Source organism: Mycobacterium sp. IDUB_24, assembly GCF_055419385.1.
On sequence record NZ_JBVAXO010000006.1, the window covers coordinates 328,035 to 346,022 of the forward strand.

19 protein-coding genes are annotated in these 17,988 nt (G+C 66.3%); 12 read left to right on the plus strand and 7 right to left on the minus strand.

The genetic code is table 11. The annotated features are described in order from the left end of the window. Window positions 1-46: 46 nt before the first annotated feature. Together ACZYZF_RS21875 and tnpB are read left to right on the plus strand one after the other, a co-directional pair. On the plus strand, window positions 47-631 hold the full coding sequence (locus tag ACZYZF_RS21875) for an IS607 family transposase (protein WP_463744341.1): 585 nt from the start codon (window positions 47-49) through the stop codon (window positions 629-631). Beyond that, window positions 624-2,090, plus strand: a complete 1,467-nt coding sequence (tnpB, locus tag ACZYZF_RS21880) for an IS607 family element RNA-guided endonuclease TnpB (protein ID WP_463744340.1) — start codon at window positions 624-626, stop codon at window positions 2,088-2,090. Before ACZYZF_RS21875 ends, tnpB begins: the two co-directional genes overlap by 8 nt. Before the next feature lie 38 nt (window positions 2,091-2,128). On the opposite strand, the gene ACZYZF_RS21885 is transcribed toward tnpB, so the two are convergent. After that, entirely contained in the window at window positions 2,129-2,509 is a 381-nt protein-coding gene (locus ACZYZF_RS21885; RefSeq protein ID WP_463744339.1) for a GatB/YqeY domain-containing protein, read from the minus strand. Window positions 2,510-2,730: 221 nt separating this feature from the next. Between ACZYZF_RS21885 and ACZYZF_RS21890 the strand changes: the two genes are divergently transcribed. The 3 genes from ACZYZF_RS21890 (at window position 2,731) to poxB (ending at window position 6,270) form a co-directional block, all read left to right on the plus strand. Beyond that, window positions 2,731-3,498, plus strand: coding sequence for an SDR family NAD(P)-dependent oxidoreductase (locus ACZYZF_RS21890; protein ID WP_055112536.1), 768 nt, complete (start codon window positions 2,731-2,733; stop codon window positions 3,496-3,498). 142 nt (window positions 3,499-3,640) lie between these two features. Beyond that, complete coding sequence (locus ACZYZF_RS21895; protein WP_463836811.1) at window positions 3,641-4,504, plus strand: haloalkane dehalogenase; 864 nt, start codon at window positions 3,641-3,643, stop codon at window positions 4,502-4,504. A 29-nt stretch (window positions 4,505-4,533) separates the two neighbouring features. After that, a complete protein-coding gene (gene poxB / locus ACZYZF_RS21900) occupies window positions 4,534-6,270 on the plus strand; it encodes a ubiquinone-dependent pyruvate dehydrogenase (protein ID WP_463744338.1) in 1,737 nt (578 codons plus the stop codon). A 4-nt stretch (window positions 6,271-6,274) separates the two neighbouring features. Here poxB and ACZYZF_RS21905 read toward each other — a convergent pair whose 3' ends face one another. Beyond that, window positions 6,275-6,949, minus strand: a complete 675-nt coding sequence (locus tag ACZYZF_RS21905; RefSeq protein ID WP_463744337.1) for a winged helix-turn-helix transcriptional regulator — start codon at window positions 6,947-6,949, stop codon at window positions 6,275-6,277. A 137-nt stretch (window positions 6,950-7,086) separates the two neighbouring features. Here ACZYZF_RS21905 and ACZYZF_RS21910 point away from each other — a divergent pair, with 137 nt between their 5' ends. Further along, window positions 7,087-7,902 carry a class I SAM-dependent methyltransferase gene (locus ACZYZF_RS21910; protein WP_463836812.1) on the plus strand — a complete coding sequence of 272 codons (816 nt, stop codon included), beginning with the start codon at window positions 7,087-7,089 and terminating at the stop codon, window positions 7,900-7,902. A gap of 29 nt (window positions 7,903-7,931) precedes the next feature. Next, the gene (locus ACZYZF_RS21915) at window positions 7,932-8,996 is read left to right on the plus strand and encodes a phosphotransferase family protein (protein ID WP_463744335.1); all 1,065 of its coding nucleotides are present in this window, start codon (window positions 7,932-7,934) and stop codon (window positions 8,994-8,996) included. Between the two features lie 94 nt (window positions 8,997-9,090). Here the strand turns inward: ACZYZF_RS21915 and ACZYZF_RS21920 are convergent, their stop codons facing one another. Continuing rightward, window positions 9,091-9,852 carry a sulfite exporter TauE/SafE family protein gene (locus tag ACZYZF_RS21920; protein ID WP_463744334.1) on the minus strand — a complete coding sequence of 254 codons (762 nt, stop codon included), beginning with the start codon at window positions 9,850-9,852 and terminating at the stop codon, window positions 9,091-9,093. Between the two features lie 221 nt (window positions 9,853-10,073). On the opposite strand from ACZYZF_RS21920, the gene ACZYZF_RS21925 reads away from it, so the two are divergent. After that, on the plus strand, window positions 10,074-10,535 hold the full coding sequence (locus ACZYZF_RS21925; protein ID WP_463744333.1) for a homocitrate synthase: 462 nt from the start codon (window positions 10,074-10,076) through the stop codon (window positions 10,533-10,535). Window positions 10,536-10,552: 17 nt separating this feature from the next. Here ACZYZF_RS21925 and ACZYZF_RS21930 read toward each other — a convergent pair whose 3' ends face one another. Next, window positions 10,553-12,034: a cytochrome P450 gene (locus ACZYZF_RS21930; protein WP_463744332.1), complete on the minus strand. Its 1,482-nt coding sequence runs from the start codon at window positions 12,032-12,034 to the stop codon at window positions 10,553-10,555. Window positions 12,035-12,162: 128 nt separating this feature from the next. Between ACZYZF_RS21930 and ACZYZF_RS21935 the strand changes: the two genes are divergently transcribed. Next, a complete protein-coding gene (locus ACZYZF_RS21935; protein WP_463744331.1) occupies window positions 12,163-12,816 on the plus strand; it encodes a TetR/AcrR family transcriptional regulator in 654 nt (217 codons plus the stop codon). A gap of 22 nt (window positions 12,817-12,838) precedes the next feature. Next, on the plus strand, window positions 12,839-13,732 hold the full coding sequence (locus ACZYZF_RS21940) for an SDR family oxidoreductase (protein ID WP_463744330.1): 894 nt from the start codon (window positions 12,839-12,841) through the stop codon (window positions 13,730-13,732). On the opposite strand, the gene ACZYZF_RS21945 is transcribed toward ACZYZF_RS21940, so the two are convergent. The 3 genes from ACZYZF_RS21945 to ACZYZF_RS21955 are packed head-to-tail and all read right to left on the minus strand — an operon-like array spanning window position 13,729 to window position 16,603. Then, window positions 13,729-14,907 carry an AAA family ATPase gene (locus ACZYZF_RS21945; RefSeq protein ID WP_463744329.1) on the minus strand — a complete coding sequence of 393 codons (1,179 nt, stop codon included), beginning with the start codon at window positions 14,905-14,907 and terminating at the stop codon, window positions 13,729-13,731. The genes ACZYZF_RS21940 and ACZYZF_RS21945 overlap by 4 nt on opposite strands. A 9-nt stretch (window positions 14,908-14,916) precedes the next feature. Beyond that, window positions 14,917-15,981 carry a DNA polymerase IV gene (locus ACZYZF_RS21950; RefSeq protein WP_463836813.1) on the minus strand — a complete coding sequence of 355 codons (1,065 nt, stop codon included), beginning with the start codon at window positions 15,979-15,981 and terminating at the stop codon, window positions 14,917-14,919. A gap of 4 nt (window positions 15,982-15,985) precedes the next feature. Further along, on the minus strand, window positions 15,986-16,603 hold the full coding sequence (locus ACZYZF_RS21955) for a TetR/AcrR family transcriptional regulator (protein ID WP_463744327.1): 618 nt from the start codon (window positions 16,601-16,603) through the stop codon (window positions 15,986-15,988). An 88-nt stretch (window positions 16,604-16,691) separates the two neighbouring features. Between ACZYZF_RS21955 and ACZYZF_RS21960 the strand changes: the two genes are divergently transcribed. Both ACZYZF_RS21960 and ACZYZF_RS21965 read left to right on the plus strand, forming a co-directional pair. Continuing rightward, on the plus strand, window positions 16,692-17,234 hold the full coding sequence (locus ACZYZF_RS21960; RefSeq protein WP_463836814.1) for an NADPH-dependent FMN reductase: 543 nt from the start codon (window positions 16,692-16,694) through the stop codon (window positions 17,232-17,234). A gap of 502 nt (window positions 17,235-17,736) precedes the next feature. Further along, complete coding sequence (locus tag ACZYZF_RS21965; protein ID WP_166903969.1) at window positions 17,737-17,976, plus strand: redoxin NrdH; 240 nt, start codon at window positions 17,737-17,739, stop codon at window positions 17,974-17,976. Window positions 17,977-17,988 lie beyond the last annotated feature (12 nt).

Consider the following 17,988-nt stretch of genomic DNA (forward strand, 5'->3'; position numbering starts at 1 on the left):
GGTGATGTGTGAGTAAACGTGATCGAATGTGTGTTCTACTGAGTGCGTGAAGTTGGCCGAGTGGGCGCGGACGCAGGGTGTGCATCCGCAGACTGCGTATCGGTGGTTCCGGGAGGACCGGATGCCGGTGCCCGCTCGCCGCTTGGACTCGGGGACGATCTGGGTTGATGTGGCCGAAATGTCGGCTGCTGGGCGGGTGGTGGTCTATGCGCGGGTGTCGTCGCATGATCAGCGTGCGGACCTGGACCGGCAGGTCGCGCGCCTGACCCAGTGGGTTACCGCCAACGGGCTTGTGGTGGGCGAGGTGGTGTGCGAGGTCGGGTCCGGGCTGAACGGGAAACGGCCGAAGATCCGGCGGGTTTTGTCTGACCCCTCTGCGAGTGTGGTGGTTGTGGAGCACCGTGACCGGCTGGCCCGTTTCGGAGTCGAGCATCTCGAAGCGGCTTTATCTGCGCAGGGCCGCCGCATCGTGGTGACCGACAAGGGTGAGACCGAAGACGATCTGGTTGGCGACATGATCGAGGTGCTGACCTCGATGTGCGCGCGCCTGTACGGCCGCCGGGGCGCGCGGAACCGGGCGATGCGAGCGGTCACCGCAACCAAGCAGACGCAGACTGCAGCCGATGGCTAGGTTCGAGATTCCCCATGGGTGGACGGCGCAGGCGTACCGGTTCGCGTTGGATCCCACGCCAACGCAGTTGCGGGCGTTGGCCTCTCATGCTGGTGCGGCGCGGTTCGCGCACAATCACATGTTGGTGTTGGTGAAGGCGGTGATGGATCAGCGCTCGGCTGAGCGCAGTTACGGCATCGACGAGGAGCAGTTGACCCCGGTGTTGGGGTGGTCGTTGCCGGCGCTGCGCAAGGTCTGGAATCAGCGCAAGGCCTGGTGTGCGCCGTGGTGGGGCGAGAACTCCAAGGAGGCCTACAACACTGGCCTTGATGGGTTGGCCCGCGGATTGGACGCATGGTCGTCATCGCGGCGTGGCCAGCGCGCCGGCCGGGTAGTCGGGTTTCCCCGGTTCAAAACGGCCCGGACCCCGAAGTCGGTGCGGTTCACGACTGGGGTCATCCGGATCGAGGCCGACCGCCGCCACGTCACCCTGCCGCGGCTGGGCGCGGTCCGCACGCATGAATCGACCCGCAAGTTGGCCCGCCGGATCGAGGCCGGGTCGGCGCGGATCTTGTCGGCCACGGTGCGCCGGGACAGTGCCGGGCGCTGGTATTGCGCGCTGCAGGTGATCGTCGAAGCCAAGTCGCGGCCGGCAGACGCCCGGCAGTCGGTGCATCCGGTGGTCGGTGTTGACGTCGGGGTGAAGGCCGACAGTCTGCTGGTGGTCGCGACCCCGGACGGGATGGAGGTCGAGCGGATCGCGGCACCGAAGTCGTTGAGGGCGGCGCAAGCTCGGTTGCGGGCCTTGCAGCGCCGCGCGGCCCGTCAGCACGGTCCCTACGATCGGGGTAGCCGCACCAAACAGACGCCGTCGAAGCGGTGGCGGGCCACCCAGGCCCGTATCGGCCGCACGCATGCCCATGCCGCGGCGGTGCGCCGCGACGTGCTGCACAAGGCGACGACCACCCTGGCCCAGCAGCACGATGTTGTGGTGGTGGAGACTCTCAACGCTACGGGCATGCGCGCCAAGGGAGGCGCCCGCAAACGGGGCCTGAATCGCGCACTGGCCGACGCCGCGCTGGCGGAGATCCGGCGCATGCTGAGCTACAAATCTCGTTGGTACGGCAGCCATTTGGTGGAGGCCGACCGGTTCTATCCGTCGTCGAAGACGTGTTCGGGATGTGGGAGGCGAAAGCCAAACCTCACCCTGTCCGACCGGGTCTTCGAATGCGGCGACGACGAATGCGGTGTGCGGATCGATCGTGATCTCAACGCCGCGATCAACCTCGCCCGACTCGGCGTACCCGCACACGCGGGTGAACAGAGTCCCGCCGGGAGTGGCCCGGTGGCAGGACGTGGAGCCACGCAGGAGACCGAACCCGCGCCAGCGGGCCACGCAGCAGGCGATGAAACGTCGACCCCGCACCACCGGTCGGTGGACCAGACGGGGACCGCCTCACCGCAAGGCGAGGCTGCCTAATGGCGAGCACTCACAATCGCACACCAAAAGGCAACGGCTCAGACAACCTCCGGCGTTCGGTTGAGCACCTGGGTCAGGACGGCGGCCTGCGACCGAAGATCAGACGCCTGCTCGAGCCGCCCGTTCGCGGTGTATTGATCTGCCGCGCTGAGGCGTTCATCGACCTCGGCCCGAATGAGATCGCGAATCTCGGCATCGCTGAGGATTTTGCGGGCCACTTCCGTCGAGCCCACTCCGGACACCGCACCCGCGATCGGTCCACCGATGCGGGTGTCGGTCTGATCGGCCTGCGGCGTCTCGGCGTTGTCGATGGCGCTCAACGCCGACCGGATCGCGGCGACGCCGGCGGTGTCGCGGGACTTGCGCGCCGACAGCAGGGACTCGCGCAACCGGTCGCGCCAATGCTGTGCAGGTGTCATGGCAGGCGAACATATTCGGTGTCGGTGATTGCGTCGAGGGATTTACGCACGGTCAGCAGCCGCGAGCGGGCGCTGATGACGGGCGAAATGCGGCGTGTCGGGCGACAGACACGCACGCTCGCGGTGCGAAGCGGTGCAGAGGGAGAACCCGAAAGGCTTACGGGAAGGGTTGATGGGATAAGTTGCTTTACGATTTCGGTCATTTTTGGAAAGGAAGCTAGATGGAGATCGAAGGCAAGAAGGCTATCGTCGTCGGCGGCGCGTCGGGCTTCGGCCGGGCCACCGCTGAGGCACTGGCCAAGCGTGGCGCGAGCGTGGCCGTACTGGACCGGCCGCAGTCCAAGGGGCAGGAAGTGGCGGACGCGATCGGCGGGTCGTTCTTCGCCGTCGACGTCACCGACTTCGACGGCACCGAAAAGGTGCTGGAGGAGGCCGTGGCCGCCTTGGGTGGCCTGCACATCATCGTGACCACTGCCGGTGGCGGCATCGGCGAGCGCACCATCAAGAAGGACGGTCCGCACAGCCTGGATTCGTTCCGCTCCACGATCGACCTCAACCTGATCGGCACGTTCAACATCAGCCGGCTCGCGGCCTGGCACATGAGCAAGAACGAGCCCGTCGACGAAGAGGCCGAGGAGCGCGGCGTCATCATCAACACCGCCTCCATCGCGGCGTTCGAGGGCCAGATCGGGCAGGTTGCCTACACGGCGTCGAAGGCCGCCATCGCCGGCATGTGCCTGACCATGGCGAGGGATCTCGGCAGCTTGGGCATCCGGGTGCTGGCCATCGCCCCGAGCCTGTTCGCGACCGGCCTGACCGAGGGCATCCCCGACGAGTTCGCCGCGGTGCTCACCAAGGACGCCGCATTCCCCAAGCGTCTGGGCAAGCCCGAGGAATACGCCAAGCTCGCCGTCGCGATCGCCGAGAACCCGATGCTCAACGGCCAGTGCCTTCGTTTGGACGCCGGTCAGCGCTTCGCGCCCAAGTAGAGTGAATTCCGGCGTGATCGGACTGCGCCCAGTGCCACCGATCACGCCGGAATGGCTGTCCATGTACCGGATGTGTGTCTGAATTGTCGTGAAAGGTGAGAACCCGCAGCGGAGAACGATCGCGCCGAGATGAGGTCACGTTGTGCCTGTAGTGGATGTTCTCGGCTCGGCCGTGTTCTATCGGGAAACCGGGTCGGGTGTGCCGATCGTCTTCGTTCACGGCAACCCCGCCTCCTCCTTTGTGTGGCGGAAGGTCCTGCCGGCCGTCGGCCCAACCTGGCGATGTCTGGCACCTGACCTCATCGGGATGGGGGAATCCGGCAAGCCGGACATCGATTACACATTTGACGACCATGCCCGCTACCTGGATGCCTGGTTTGACGCAGTCGAGCTCGATGAGGTCATCCTGGTGGGCCACGACTGGGGATGCGCCCTGGCGTTCGATTGGGCGGCAAGGCATCCCGAGCGAGTGCGCGGTGTGGCGTTCAGTGAACCAGTCATCAAGCCGATGACGTGGCAAGACTATTCTGCGGGCGCGCGTGAACTATTCCAGGCGATCCGCACCGAGGGCGTCGGTGAGGCCATGGTGCTGGACCAGAACATCTTCATCGAGCAGCTACTGCCCGGGTCGGTGACAACTGGACTCAGTGACCCGGAACTGGCGGTCTATCGCTGTTACTACCCGACCCCGGCCAGCCGCAGGCCATTGCTGCAGTGGGCGCGATCGCAGCCTGTGGACGGCACACCCGCCGATGTCGTCGAGCGCATCTCGGCGTTCGACGAGTGGCTGGCCACCAGTACGGGCGTCCCCAAGCTGATGCTGACGTTCGACCCCACACCCACGACGTCGACCACGCCCGAGTTGATCGACTGGTGTGCCGCCACGGTCGCCGGCCTGCAAATCGAGAAGCTCGGGCCCGCCGGCCACGAGACCCCCGAGGATCAGCCCATGGAAATCGCAGCAGCGATCACGTCCTGGGCGACCAGACACAACTTGGACAGCTGAGGCGGCCCGCAACGTACCAGGGAGGCGTGATGGCGACCATTGCAGACCAAGTCATCTCCGCATTGACATTGAGCGGGGTAAGGCGGGTCTACGGCCTTCCCGGTGACAGCCTCAACGGATTCACCGACGCCATCCGCCGCAGCGGCGAGATCACCTGGCAGCACGTCCGGCACGAAGAGACCGCCGCCTTCGCCGCGGCCGCCGATGCCGCACTGACCGGTCGGCTCGCGGTGTGCGCGGGCAGTTGCGGTCCGGGCAATCTGCACCTGATCAACGGTCTGTACGACGCACAGCGCAGCCGCGTGCCGGTGCTGGCCGTCGCCGCACACATTCCGCGGACCGAGATCGGGTCGGATTACTTCCAGGAAACCCACCCCCAGGACCTTTTTCGCGAGTGCAGCGTCTACTGCGAACTCGTCAGCACCGCCGAGATGCTGCCGCGAATCCTCGAAATGGCCATGCGCGCCGCGATCGAGGAGAACGGCGTTGCCGTCATCGTCGTCCCCGGCGAGATCTTCCTGCAGCGGGCGGGGGAGACCGGCTGGACCACGCGCCCGGTGCGGCCCACTCGATCTGTGGTGCGTCCCGACGACGAGTCGGTGCGCCGGGCTTCCGACATCCTCAACGCCGCCGAGCGGGTGACCATCCTCGGTGGTGCCGGGGTGGCCGGCGCGCACGACGCGCTGATCGAGCTGGCAGCGACGTTGCAGGCCCCGATCGTTCACGCGCTGCGGGGCAAGGAATTCATCGAGTACGACAATCCTTTTGACGTCGGCATGACCGGACTTCTCGGCTTCGCCTCCGGATACAAGGCCATCAAGGAGGCCGACACCCTGCTGATGCTGGGCACCGACTTTCCGTACCAGCAGTTCTATCCCGAGAGCGCCACCGTCATCCAGGTCGATATCCGTGGACGCAATCTCGGCCGTCGCACCCCGATCGACCTCGGCCTGCGCGGAAGCGTCGCCGACACCCTGGCCGCGCTACAGCCGCTGCTGCGTCCCAAGACCGACCGTGAGCACCTTGACCGTTCACTGCGGCACTACCGCAAGACTCGCGGGCAGCTGGACTCGCTGGCCGTCAACGACCGCGACAAGACCCCGATCCGACCGGAATACGTTGCCGCGCTTGCTGACCGGTTGGCTTCCGACAATGCGGTGTTCACCTGTGATGTCGGGTCCCCGGTGGTGTGGGCGGCCCGGTACCTGACGATGAACGGCCGGCGCAGGCTGATCGGGTCGTTCAACCACGGCACCATGGCCAACGCTCTGCCGCATGCGATCGGCGCGCAGACCGCGTTCCCCGACCGGCAGGTGGTCGCGCTGGCCGGTGACGGCGGGCTGACCATGCTCTTCGGTGAGCTGGTGACACTGATCCAGAACAAGCTCCCGGTCAAGGTGATCGTGTTCAACAACTCGTCGCTCAACTTCGTCGAGCTCGAGATGAAGGCGGCGGGCATCGTCACGTTCGGCACCGACCTGGTCAACCCCGATTTCGCCGCGGTGGCCCAGGCCATGGGGGTGTTCGGCCGCCGAGTCACCGAACCGGGTGACCTTGAGCGGGCCCTGACCGACGCTTTCACCTACGACGGTCCCGCCGTCATCGACGTGCACACGGCGCGGCAAGAATTGTCGATACCGCCGGCGATCACAGTTGAGCAGGCAAAGGGCTTCTCGCTCTACGCAATTCGCACCATCCTGGCCGGGCGTGCCGATGAACTTCTGGACCTGGTCACCACCAACGTCGCCCGCCGCATCCTGGACTGACCGCTCAGGCCGGCCGGGGAATCGTGGCCGCCGTGCTCTGGCCCAACCATTGCGGGATGGCGCGGCGGACATCAGCGGAGCCTGACAGCGCGACACTGCCGTCGAGCACCGCTCGGGCCCAGCCGACGTCGCCCCGCCAGATCTCGACCAGCGTGCGCAGGTAGGTCTGCACGGTGCCCGCCACCTCGTGCCCGGGATCGAAATCGCACACATCGGCCTGCCCGTCGCACACGGTGAGCCACCATCGCGACGCCTTGGGCGCCACACCGTCGAGGACGAACGAAACCGTGGTGCGCGAACGCGGCCAGTCGGCGATGGGAATGGTGCGGCGCATGTCCCACATCAGCAGGTGCGGGTCGAGATCCTGCTCGCCCAGTTCACCGATCCACCGCACCCCCCACGACCCGAGCGCGTCGACCACGCCGGCGAGTTCCTGACCGCACGGGGTCAGCGAATAGCTTGTCCGCCCGTCGATCTCCGAACGCTCGATGACCCCGGCCCGAGCCAACGACTTCAGCCGCTTGGACAACAGCGCCGGCGACATCTTCGGCACACCGCGGCGCAGGTCGTTGAAATGCGCGCTGCCCCGCAGCAGTTCCCGGACCACCAGCAGGGTCCAGCGTTCGTCGAGCAATTCCATGGCCTTGGCCACGGGACAGAACTGGCCATACGTCGACATGGCGGTCTTCCTCCCCGGAAAATGCGTGGCTTTCTCAGTACACGCCTGTCAGGGCCCGGAAGCCAGTACAGATCTGGTACTGGAATCCGCACACCGCGTGGGGCGACGATGAAGCCAATCCGCGACAGGAGCCCGTCATGAAGGCCACGACCGCCGCCAATGAGCTTGAGGCCAAACACCGGGCGCTGTGGGCGCTGGGTGACTACGCGGTGATCGCCGCGAACATCGTGCGTCCACTGGGTCTCGTACTGGTCGAGGCCAGCGGCATCGGGCCCGGTGACCGCGTGCTCGACGTCGCTGCCGGGACCGGCAACGTCGCCATCCCGGCCGCCGCGACCGGCGCGCGGGTGACCGCGAGTGACCTGTGCCCGGAGCTGGTCGACCAGGGGCGCCGCCTCGGCGCGGACGCCGGAGTGACGATCGACTGGGCGGAGGCCAACGCCGAGGCGTTGCCCTACGCCGACGATTCCTTCGATGCGGTGCTCTCCTGTATCGGGGTGATGTTCGCTCCGCATCACCAGCAGGCCGCTGACGAACTCCTCCGGGTGACCCGTCCGGGCGGGCGGATCGGCCTGATCTCCTGGACACCAGAGGGTTTCATCGGCCAGTTGTTCGCCACCATGAAGCCGTATGTACCCGCGCCGCCACCCGGGGTGTCCCCGCCGCCGCGCTGGGGCGACGAGGAGTACCTGCGCACCCTGCTGGGTGATCGGGTCGGCGAATTGACCTGTGAGCGCCGGGAACTGGACGTCGAAGCCTATGCCGACGGAGCCGCGTTCCGCGACTACTTCAAGGCCAACTACGGGCCCACGATCTCGGCCTACCGGGCCATCGCCGCCGATGCCGATCGGGTCGCGGAACTGGACGCGGAGATCGCTGCGCTCGCTGACCGGTTCCTCACCGGTTCCACGATGTCGTGGGAATACCTGTTGTCAGCGGCGAACGTGCACTGATCCGGAAGGACAGCTGGCACCATGGCCTCATGCCCGACGATGCACCGGAATTGCCCACTCTCAGCGCCGCCGATCAGGACGCCATAGCACGCTGGCTGCGTGAGCAGCGGATCGGAACGACACTGACCGACGTGGCGCCGCTGACCGGCGGGACGCAGAACATCGTGGTGGGCATGAGCGTCGACGGACGTCGAATGGTGCTGCGGCGCCCACCTTTACACCCCCGGCCGACCAGCGACAAGACGATGCTGCGGGAGATCGCGGTGCTGCGCACCTTGGCGGGCTCGGCGGTACCGCATCCGGGTTTCATCGCCGCTTGCACCGATCTCGACGTGATCGGCGTGGTGTTCTACCTGATGGAGGAGGTCGACGGGTTCAACCCCGGCACCGACGTGAGCCAGGCCTACCGGGACGATGCCGACCTGCGCTACCGTGTCGGGCCGTCCTATGCGGGGAGCCTCGCGGAACTGGGCAACGTCGCCTGGGAGAACAGTGAACTCGCCGCCATCCGCCGGCCGGGATCCTTTCTGGCCCGCCAGGTTCCGCAGTTCCTCGGGCTGCTCGACAGCTACCGCCACGAGCAGTATTCACCCGAGTCGTTGACGGGGGTGGGGGATTTGGCGCAGTGGCTGGAGGACAACCGCCCACCCGACGCCGAACCCGGCATCATGCACGGCGACGCGCACCTCAACAACGTCCTCTTGCGCAGGGACACTCCCGAACTGGCCGCGTTCATCGACTGGGAGATGTGCACGATCGGCGACCCGCTGCTCGACCTCGGGTGGATGCTCGTCTGTTGGCCCGACGACCCCAATCCGATCAACGCGGGGTCGGCACTGGCCGCCCTCGGTGATCTGGCCCACCGCAGTGAACTGATCGAGGCGTACCGCGCCGCGGGAGGCCGCCAGACCGACCGACTGGATTGGTATGTGGCGCTGGCCTGCTTCAAACTCGGGATCGTCATCGAGGGCACCTGGTCGCGATACCTGGCCGGGCGGGCCAGCCGCGATGCCGGCGAGCAGTTACATGCCTCGGCGGAGAACCTCCTCGCGCTGGGGACGCGGGTCGCCAAGGGGGACAATCCCTTCAGCTGATTGCCGAGCAGACACAAACCTGCCCATTTTCACGGGAAAAGGGGCAGGTTTGGTGGGGGCCCCTCCCGCTTGCGGGGGACTGTTCGCGGGGAAATTAGTAGGTGTCGATCGCGAGCTTGACGGCGAGGGCCACACCGGCCACGCCGATGAGGACCTGCAGCGGCTTGGCGGGGGCGTGTCGCACCACGATCGGACCCAGCCGGGAGCCGATCAGGCAGCCGGCACCCAACGGCACCACCGCAGGCCAGTACACCGGGGCGACCGCGATGAATGCGACGGCGGCCACCGCATTGGCCACCCCGAGGATCACGTTCTTGGAAGCGTTGGCATGCGCCAGCGTCGCACCGCCGGTACGCAACAGCAGGGCCAGCAGCAGCACCCCGGCGGCAGCACCGAAATACCCGCCGTAGATGGTGATCAGGAAGATCGACCCTGCCTCCATGGCGACCTTGATCCGATGCTCGCGGTGATCGACCACCCGGGTCTCCCGCAGGCGGCCACGCGGTAGCAGGATCGCCACCGACGCGAACGCCAGCAGGAGCGGGACGACCTTCTCGAAACCCTCGGCCGGGGTACACAGCAGCAGTGCGGCGCCGACGGCCCCGCCGGCAACGGCGACCGGGATGATCCGTTTGATCCATGCACCCTGCCCGGCGAGCTCGGGCCGGGACCCGAGCACCGAGCCGATGCCGTTGAACACCAACGCCACGGTGTTGGTGACATTCGCGGTGACCGGGGGTAGACCGACCAACAGCAGTGCGGGATAGGTGGCGACCGAGGCCAGTCCGGCGATGCTGCCGGTGAGTCCGCCGGCGATCCCGGCCACGACAAGCAGGACGACCTCACCGACGCTCATGAGGCTCCCACGTGGCTGAGACTACGGCGAAAGTGTTTGCGTGACCGGTCCGGCTGCGTCTAGCATCGCCAACGTGCCAAGGCGACTTGTAGTAGCAACCCGCAGCGGGGTCTGATCAGACCGACCCCCCGCTGTGGGTCGTTCGCTACTTCGTCGGTCACCTCCTCTGAGCAAGAGAAGACCGGCGCATGCACATCACTTCATCAGCCCAGCAATCGGACATGGCACCGACGTTCGCGGCCCATTTCTCCAACCCTCTGCCGCGCGGCCTGCGACAGGCCGGCGAGGCCGCCTCCTGGGAACAGTTCCTGGCCGAATACACGGCCGGCCCGGGTGCGTTGAAGCTAGGTCAGTGGACCTGCACCGATACGCAGCGTTCAGCGGGCAGGTTGGGGCCGCAGGCGCGCCACTACCAGGCCACGCTGGCTTTGGGCGACACCATTAGCACGTTGACCGTGTCCGCGAGCGGACCCGTCGCCGCACTGACCGAAATGCTGTACGCGCGCGGGATCACCGTTGAAACCAGATCGTTTCATCAGCTGCCCACCGGCGGCCGGACCGCGACTTTCATCGAAGGCAGCGACGGCCTGCACAGCGAGTGGGCCATGGGCCTGGCCGATGATCCTGAGCAGTCGGCCCTGCATGCGGTGATCGCGTGCGCCAACCGGCTGATGATGGCCTGAGTCTCGGCGCTTCGCGGCTAGTGCAGGGGCCGCAGCACGATGGGCATGCCGTCGATCGGCACCGGCATGCCGCCGTAGTCATAGTGCGGGCGGTAACCGGGATGCGTCAGCTCGAGGCGGTAGCGGCGCAGCAGTCGGTGCATCACGGTCTTGATCTCCAGTTGGCCGAACACCATGCCGATGCACTTGTGCGCGCCACCGCCGAACGGGGCGAACGCATAACGGTGCTTCTTGTGCTCGTTGCGCGGTTCGGCGAACCGTGCAGGATCGAACTTCTCCGGATCGGTCCACAGCTCCGGTAGCCGATGGTTGATCGACGGCCATGTCATGACGTTGGTGCCGGCAGGGAGGTAGAAACCCAACAAGTCGGTGTCGCGCACGGTCTGGCGGAAATTGAACGGCAGCGGGGTCTGCATCCGCAACGCCTCGTTCATCACCAGATCGTAGGTTTCCAGCTTCTCCAGTGCCTCGATGTCCAGCGGGCCGTCACCGATCCGCTCGGACTCCTCACGGCAGCGCTCCTGCCATTCCGGGTTGGCCGCCAGGTGGTAGGCCATCGTGGTCAGCGTCGACGTGGTGGTGTCGTGGGCCGCCATCATCAGGAAAATCATGTGGCTGACGATGTCGTCGTCGGTGAACCGCTGACCGTCCTCGTCCTCGGCGTGACACAGCACGCTGAACATGTCGGTCGCCTGCGAGGCGCGCTTCTCGACGATCCGGCTGTTGAAATAGTTCTCCAGCGTCTCGCGCGCCTTCACCCCCCGCCACCAGCTCAGCGGCGGCACCGGCTTGCGCACTATCGCGTTGCCGGCCCGCGTGGTGGTGGTGAAGGCTTGATTGACCGTAGTGACCAGGGCGCGGTCGGTACCCGCTGGAACACCCATGAACACCTCGGACGCGATGTCGAGCGTGAGTTCCTTGACTGCGGGGTAGAAGAGGAAGCGCTTGTCGTTGGCCACCCAGTCGTTGGCCAGCACTTGGCTGGCGACAGCGTCGATGTGACCCACGTATCCCGTGAGCCGGCTGCGGGTGAAGGCCTCCTGCATGATCCGGCGGTGGAACATGTGGTCATCGAAGTCGCGCAGCATCAGGCCGCCTTCGAAGAACGGCCCGATCACCGGATCCCATGCCCGCTGGGAGTAGTCCTTGTTCCGGTTCGAGAACACGGCCTGCGTGGCATCCGGACCCAATGCCAGCACTGCGGGAAGCACCGGCGAGAACATGTAGTGCACCGGGCCGTACTCGCGATACAGATGCAGGATGAAGTCCGGCCCGCCGCGGAACATCTCGATCATGTGCCCGAACACCGGCAGCCCGCCGTCGCCCATCACCGTCTTGAGGCCGCTCGCCGGGGGCGCAGGTGCCAACGGGAACTGGTTCCACTGGCGTGCCAGCAGCCGCTTCTCGACCGCTCCCATTCCGGGGATGGTCACCGGGGTCGGGGTCAACCGGCGCTTGGCCTGATCGAGCAGGTAATGCGGGGTGCTGATGGTTGTCATGGGCCGCTCCTGACCAACAAAGTCCGACGAAGTGTGGTCGATGTCACCACTTGAGGCCATCCTGACTGTCAGACTTGACGCATGTCAAGTTTTGAACTGGCGCGTCGTGGATGCAAAGGTCTAATGCCATGACCGCCGAATCGATACCCGGGAGTAGCAACGGCTCGACCGGGCGTCCGCAGGCCCGTCGCAGTCGGGGTGACCGGCAACGCGAGGCCATCGTGGCGGCCGTGCGGGACCTGCTCGAAGAGCATTCGTTCGCCGATCTGTCGGTGAGCACCATCAGCGAACGCGCCGGGGTGGCCCGCTCGGGCTTCTACTTCTACTTCGATTCGAAGTACGCGGTGCTGGCCGTCATCGTGTCCGACGTCATGGAACAACTCGCCGCGTTGACGCACAACTACGCGCCCCGGGATTCCGGTGAAACACCCGCAGCCTTCGCCAAACGGATGGTCGGCAGTGCGGCCACCGTCTTCGCCACCAACGACCCGATCATGTCGGCCTGCACCGTCGCGCAGAACACCGACGCCCAGATCCGGGAAATCATGAACGACTACGAGGATGCCGTGATCGGCCAGATCGTCGGCCTCGTCGAACAGGACCAGGGCGCCCGCCCGATCTCAGACGACCTGCCCGCGCTGGTGCGCACCCTGGTCGCGACGACGGCGATGACGCTGTCGCACGATTCGGGCTTCGTCGGGCGCGGCACCGATCCGGCACGTGCACTCGACGTGGTGGAGCGGCTGTGGCTCAACGCACTGTGGGGCGGCCAGGACCTCTAGCGTCACAGGTAAGGTCACCGCTATGGGGAGTGATACCGCGGGTAACGGTCGGGCGAGTCTGGTGGAGCACTTCCAGGGAAAAAGGTGTCTGATCACGGGTGCGGCCAGCGGGATCGGGCGCGCCACTGCCCTTGCGCTCGCGGCGCAGGGTGCTGAGCTGTATCTGACCGACCGGGACGAAGTGGGACTGGCACAGACGGTTGCTGACGCCAAGGCGCTCGGCGCCGACGTTCCCGCGCACCGGGCGCTGGACATCTCCGACTATGACCAGGTGGCGGCCTTCGCCGCCGACGTCCACGCGGCACATTCGTCGATGGACGTGGTGATGAACATCGCCGGGGTGTCGGCCTGGGGGACCGTCGACCAACTGACCCACCAACACTGGCGCTCGATGATCGACGTCAACCTGATGGGCCCGATCCACGTGATCGAGACTTTCCTGCCGCCGATGGTGCAGGCCCGCCGCGGCGGGCACCTGGTGAACGTGTCGTCGGCCGCCGGCATCGTGGCATTGCCCTGGCACAGCGCCTACAGCGCCAGCAAGTACGGGCTGCGCGGACTGAGTGAAGTGCTGCGTTTCGACCTGGCGCGCCACCGCATCGGGGTCTCGGTGGTGGTGCCGGGCGCGGTGAAAACCGGTCTGGTGCAGACGGTTCAGATCGCCGGTGTGGACCGGGACGATCCGAATGTGCAGAAGTGGGTCGACAGGTTCGCCGGTCACGCCATCTCGCCGGAGAAGGCCGCCGACAAGATCCTGGCCGGGATGCGCCGCAACCGCTTCCTGATCTACACCTCAAGCGACATCCGTGCGTTGTATGCCTTCAAGCGGGTGGCGTGGTGGCCCTACAGTGTGGCCATGCGCCAGGTCAACGTGCTGTTCAGCCGGGCGTTACGACCGAAATCCGTGCAGCGCTAGCGTTTTCCCCAGTGCCATGAGGGCGTGTTGAGCATGCCGAACCCCTCCACCTGCGTCTCGCCCCATTGCTTGAAGAGCTCGACCTCGATCGCGGTACCGCGCTGCTCGTCGGCTGCCGGGGTGGTCTCCAGGAAGTCCAGCAATGCACGCGAATGCGTCACCACCAGTACCTGGGACTGCTTGGCGGCCGTGCGGATCAGGGATGCCAGCGGCCGAACCAAATCGGGGTGCAACGAGGTCTCCGGCTCGTTGAGCACCATGAGTGACGGCGGACGCGGGCTGGCCAGTGCCGTTGCCCAGAGGAGGAAACGCAGTGTGCCATCGGACAATTCGGCGGCCCGTAACGGTCGTAGCATGCCGCGCTGGCGCAACTGCAGATCGAAAAGACCGTCGTTGACCGCCACCGAGATGGAGGCGCCGTCAAACGCGTCGGCCACCGCGCGTTGCAGATCGTCGACGGTCGTTTCGATGACCGTCTGCACCGCCGCAGCCAGATCGGAGCCGTCATCGGAGAGCACCGGGGTACGGGTTCCGACATGGGGTCGGCGGGCAGGTGCACCGGCGTCGACCCGGAACCCGTCGTAGAACCGCCAGTCGCGTAGCCGGTCGGAGACCGCGGAGAGTTCCGGAAGGGCGTCCGGGTGGGCGTATTCGGCGAGCACGCTGCGGTAGGAGGGCAGCGAACGGGTCACCTCGTCGAAACCCCGGCCGGATTGCGAGGCGACCTCGGCGTATTCGCGGGTGCGACGCACCAGTGTCGACGCCGGGCGCAGCACCGGTCCGGCGAACACCACCTCCCGTTTGATCTCGGGGTCATGGGTGAATGCCGACGGCTCGCCTCCGGACCCGGCCATCTGCGGCAGGCCGAGGTCCACCAGGTAGCCGAAATCGTCTGCGGCGAAGCCGAGTTCGAGAGATACCGGGCGGGTCCGGACGGTGCCCTGAGTCCGCTCGTTCGGCTGTTCGGGCCCCGCCCACAAAACCGACTGCAGACCGCCCTCGCGTGCCAGTGAGCCGATCACCTGGCCGCGCCCGCAGTCCGCCAGCAGCCGAAGTGCGCGGTAGATCGACGACTTGCCGGAGCCGTTGGCCCCGGTGACCACGGTGAGCTCGGCCAACGGCAGGATCACCTCCCGTAGCGAGCGGTAACCCCGGATCGCGATGGTCTGCAGCATGCGTCGAGGTTATTGGTGTGCTGTGACAGTCGCGGCGGCGGGAACGTCGTCCATCGAGAGCTCCAGACGGATCCCGAGCAGTCGGATCGGCCGGTCCAGGTCGAACTGATCGAACACGGCCAGCGCGGTCTCGGTGATGACTTCCGCGTCGATGCTCGGCGAACTCAGCTTGCGGATCTTGGTGCGGGTGTAGAAGGTGCTGGTGCGCACCGTGACCGCCACCCGGGTGACGATGCGACCCTGTTCGACCACCTCGTCGAGGGTCCGCCGGGTCAGTTCGCGGATCGCGTCGTCCATCTCGCTGCGGTCGGTGAGGTCCTGGGCGAAGGTGACGACGTGACTGCGTGAGCGCGGAATCCAGGGCTCGGAGCTCACCTCGGTGTCGCCGCCGCCCTTGGCCAGCAACAGGATCCACAGCCCGGTACTCGGTCCGAAGGCCGAAGTGAGCACGGTGGCATCGGTGGCGGCAAGATCGGCGACCGTGGTGATGCCCAGCGTGGCAAGCTTTTTGGTGGTCTTGGGTCCGACGCCCCACAGCGCATCGGTCGGACGGTCACCCATCACCGACATCCAATTGGTCTCGGTGAGCAGGTAGACGCCCGCGGGCTTGGCCAGTCCGGTCGCGACCTTGGCGCGCTGTTTGTTGTCGCTGATGCCCACCGAGCAGGACAGCCCGGTCTCGGCGGCGATCACCGCGCGGATGCGTTCGGCCAACTCGACCGGATCGTCCACCTCCGCACCCAGGTAGGCCTCGTCCCAGCCCCAGACCTCCAGCGGGTGGCCGAGATCGCGCAGCAGACCCATCACCTGTTCGGAAGCCTCGTCGTAGGCGTCCGGGTCCGAAGGGAGGAACGTGGCGTCCGGGCATTTGCGTGCGGCCGTGCGCAGCGGCATCCCGGCGTGCACCCCGAACTCGCGCGCCTCGTATGACGCGCAGGTGACCACCTTGCGCGGTTCGGTGGGATCACCGCTGCCGCCGACGATGACGGGCAGGCCCTGCAGTTCAGGGTGGCGCCGCAACTCGACCGAGGCCAGGAACTGATCCAGGTCGACATGTAGCACCCAGGCGGTCATGGCGCTAGTGGCCGCACAACTTGCGTGCGGTGTCCTGCCACGCGGAGGCGAGGTCGTCGAGGCGCCGGCCGAGGGACAGTTGGTGGGCGACATAGTCGGGGTCGAGCAGAGCAATCAGGGCATCGGCCTGTGCATCGAGATCGCCGGTGGTGCCGGCAGTTTCGAGCAGCATCCGGACATGCGTGCGGTGCAGGGTGAACGGGCCGGTGTAGCGCAGAGCGGAATCCCGGATGGCATCGGACAGCAGCGCCTGGTGGCAGTGCACGAACCTGAGCCGGTCCGCGCCGTAGGCCAGCAGCCGTTCCAGTGGCGGCGCCCCGGGGCCCAGCGGGGGTGGGCCGAACATGAAGGCGTCCTGTTCGGCGGTCTCGTCCTCGTCGAGCAGCACCATCATCAGTCCGGCACGGCTACCGAATCTTCGGAACAAAGTTCCCTTGCCGACGCCGGCCTCGACCGCGATATCGTCGGTGCTGACCGCGTCGGGGCCGCGTTCGGCGACGAGCCGACGTGCAGCGTCGAGGATCAGGGCGCGGTTCCGGGCGGCGTCAACACGGCCTGGGCCGCGTTCTGGTGGCGCCGGGTCGATGCCCGCGAGCCGGGGCGGGCGGTCGGAGGCTGCCACAACTGCACTTTAACTCAGGTGGAATTAATCGGACCACAGTCCGGTTGACTGTTGCGAGAATCGGGCGAGTCGAACAAGGAGCGTGAATATGGCCGAAGTCAAGGTGCTGGTGTTGGTGGGAAGCTTGCGGGCGGCGTCGATCAACCGTCAACTCGCCGAGTTGGCGGTAGAGCAGGCGCCCGACGGGGTAGAGCTGAAGATCTTCGATCGGCTGGGGGAGCTGCCCTTCTATAACGAGGACATCGACACCGCGGACGTGGCCGAACCCGTGGTGGCACTGCGGGCGGCGGCCGGCGAGGCCGATGCCGCACTCGTGGTCACTCCCGAATACAACGGAAGCATCCCGGGGGTGTTGAAGAACGCCATCGATTGGCTGTCGCGGCCGTTCGGCAATGGCGCGCTCAAGGACAAGCCGCTGGCGGTGGTCGGGGCGGCGCTCGGGCAGTACGGCGGCGTGTGGGCGCACGACGAGACGCGGAAATCATTCGGCATCGCCGGACCCCGCGTGGTCGAGGATCTGACGCTTTCGGTGCCGGCCAAGTCGCTCGACGGCAAGCATCCGAGGGAGAACGCCGAGGTGGCCGAGGCTCTGCGTGACATTGTGGGCAAGCTCACAGTCGAGGTCGACTGAGGGGTCGTCTTCGCGTTTTGCCGTTTGCGCCGCTTTCCGGCAAAATCTTGCCGCCGGCTGGGTCGTCCTGACCCGGCCGGCGGCTTTGCTATTGGGGGGTCCGCCGGTGTCCGTGAGGCCACCTTGTCGGTGGCTGCTGGTACATCTAGAGGCGCGGCGCGACACGGTCTGTCAAGTCGGGCACGACACGCCGTCGGTGTGGTTGCTGGCAAGCTTACGACCTGGGAATTTCAGAAATGTTATTCAGAACATGTTGTATGACTTCGAACTGTCGGCCACTAGGTGTAGTGTCTGTGAGACCGACAGGCCACCACAGTTCGGGAGCCGGCCGGAGCGCAGCGAATCCGGCCGAGTCGGTTTCAAGACCAGCCGGAGAGCGGCTTCGACCGGCAGGAATTTTGGCGGCCCGGCGGTCGCTGAACTTAAGCGAAACGTAAGACCCGATCAGTTGCCAGTCACCTGTCTAGTTTTTTCACTTTCCGCAAGAGGAGCCGTACCGAAGATGACCGTCACCGTGTACACCAAGCCCGCATGCGTGCAGTGCAACGCCACCTACAAGGCGTTGGAAAAGCAGGGCATCGCCTTCGAGAAGGTCGACATCACCCTCGACAGCGAGGCCCGTGACTACGTCATGGCGCTCGGCTACCTGCAGGCCCCGGTCGTGGTGGCCGGCAACGACCACTGGTCAGGCTTCCGTCCCGATCGGATCAAGGCGCTGAGCACGGTCGCGGCGACGGCGTAACGAAAGGCATCA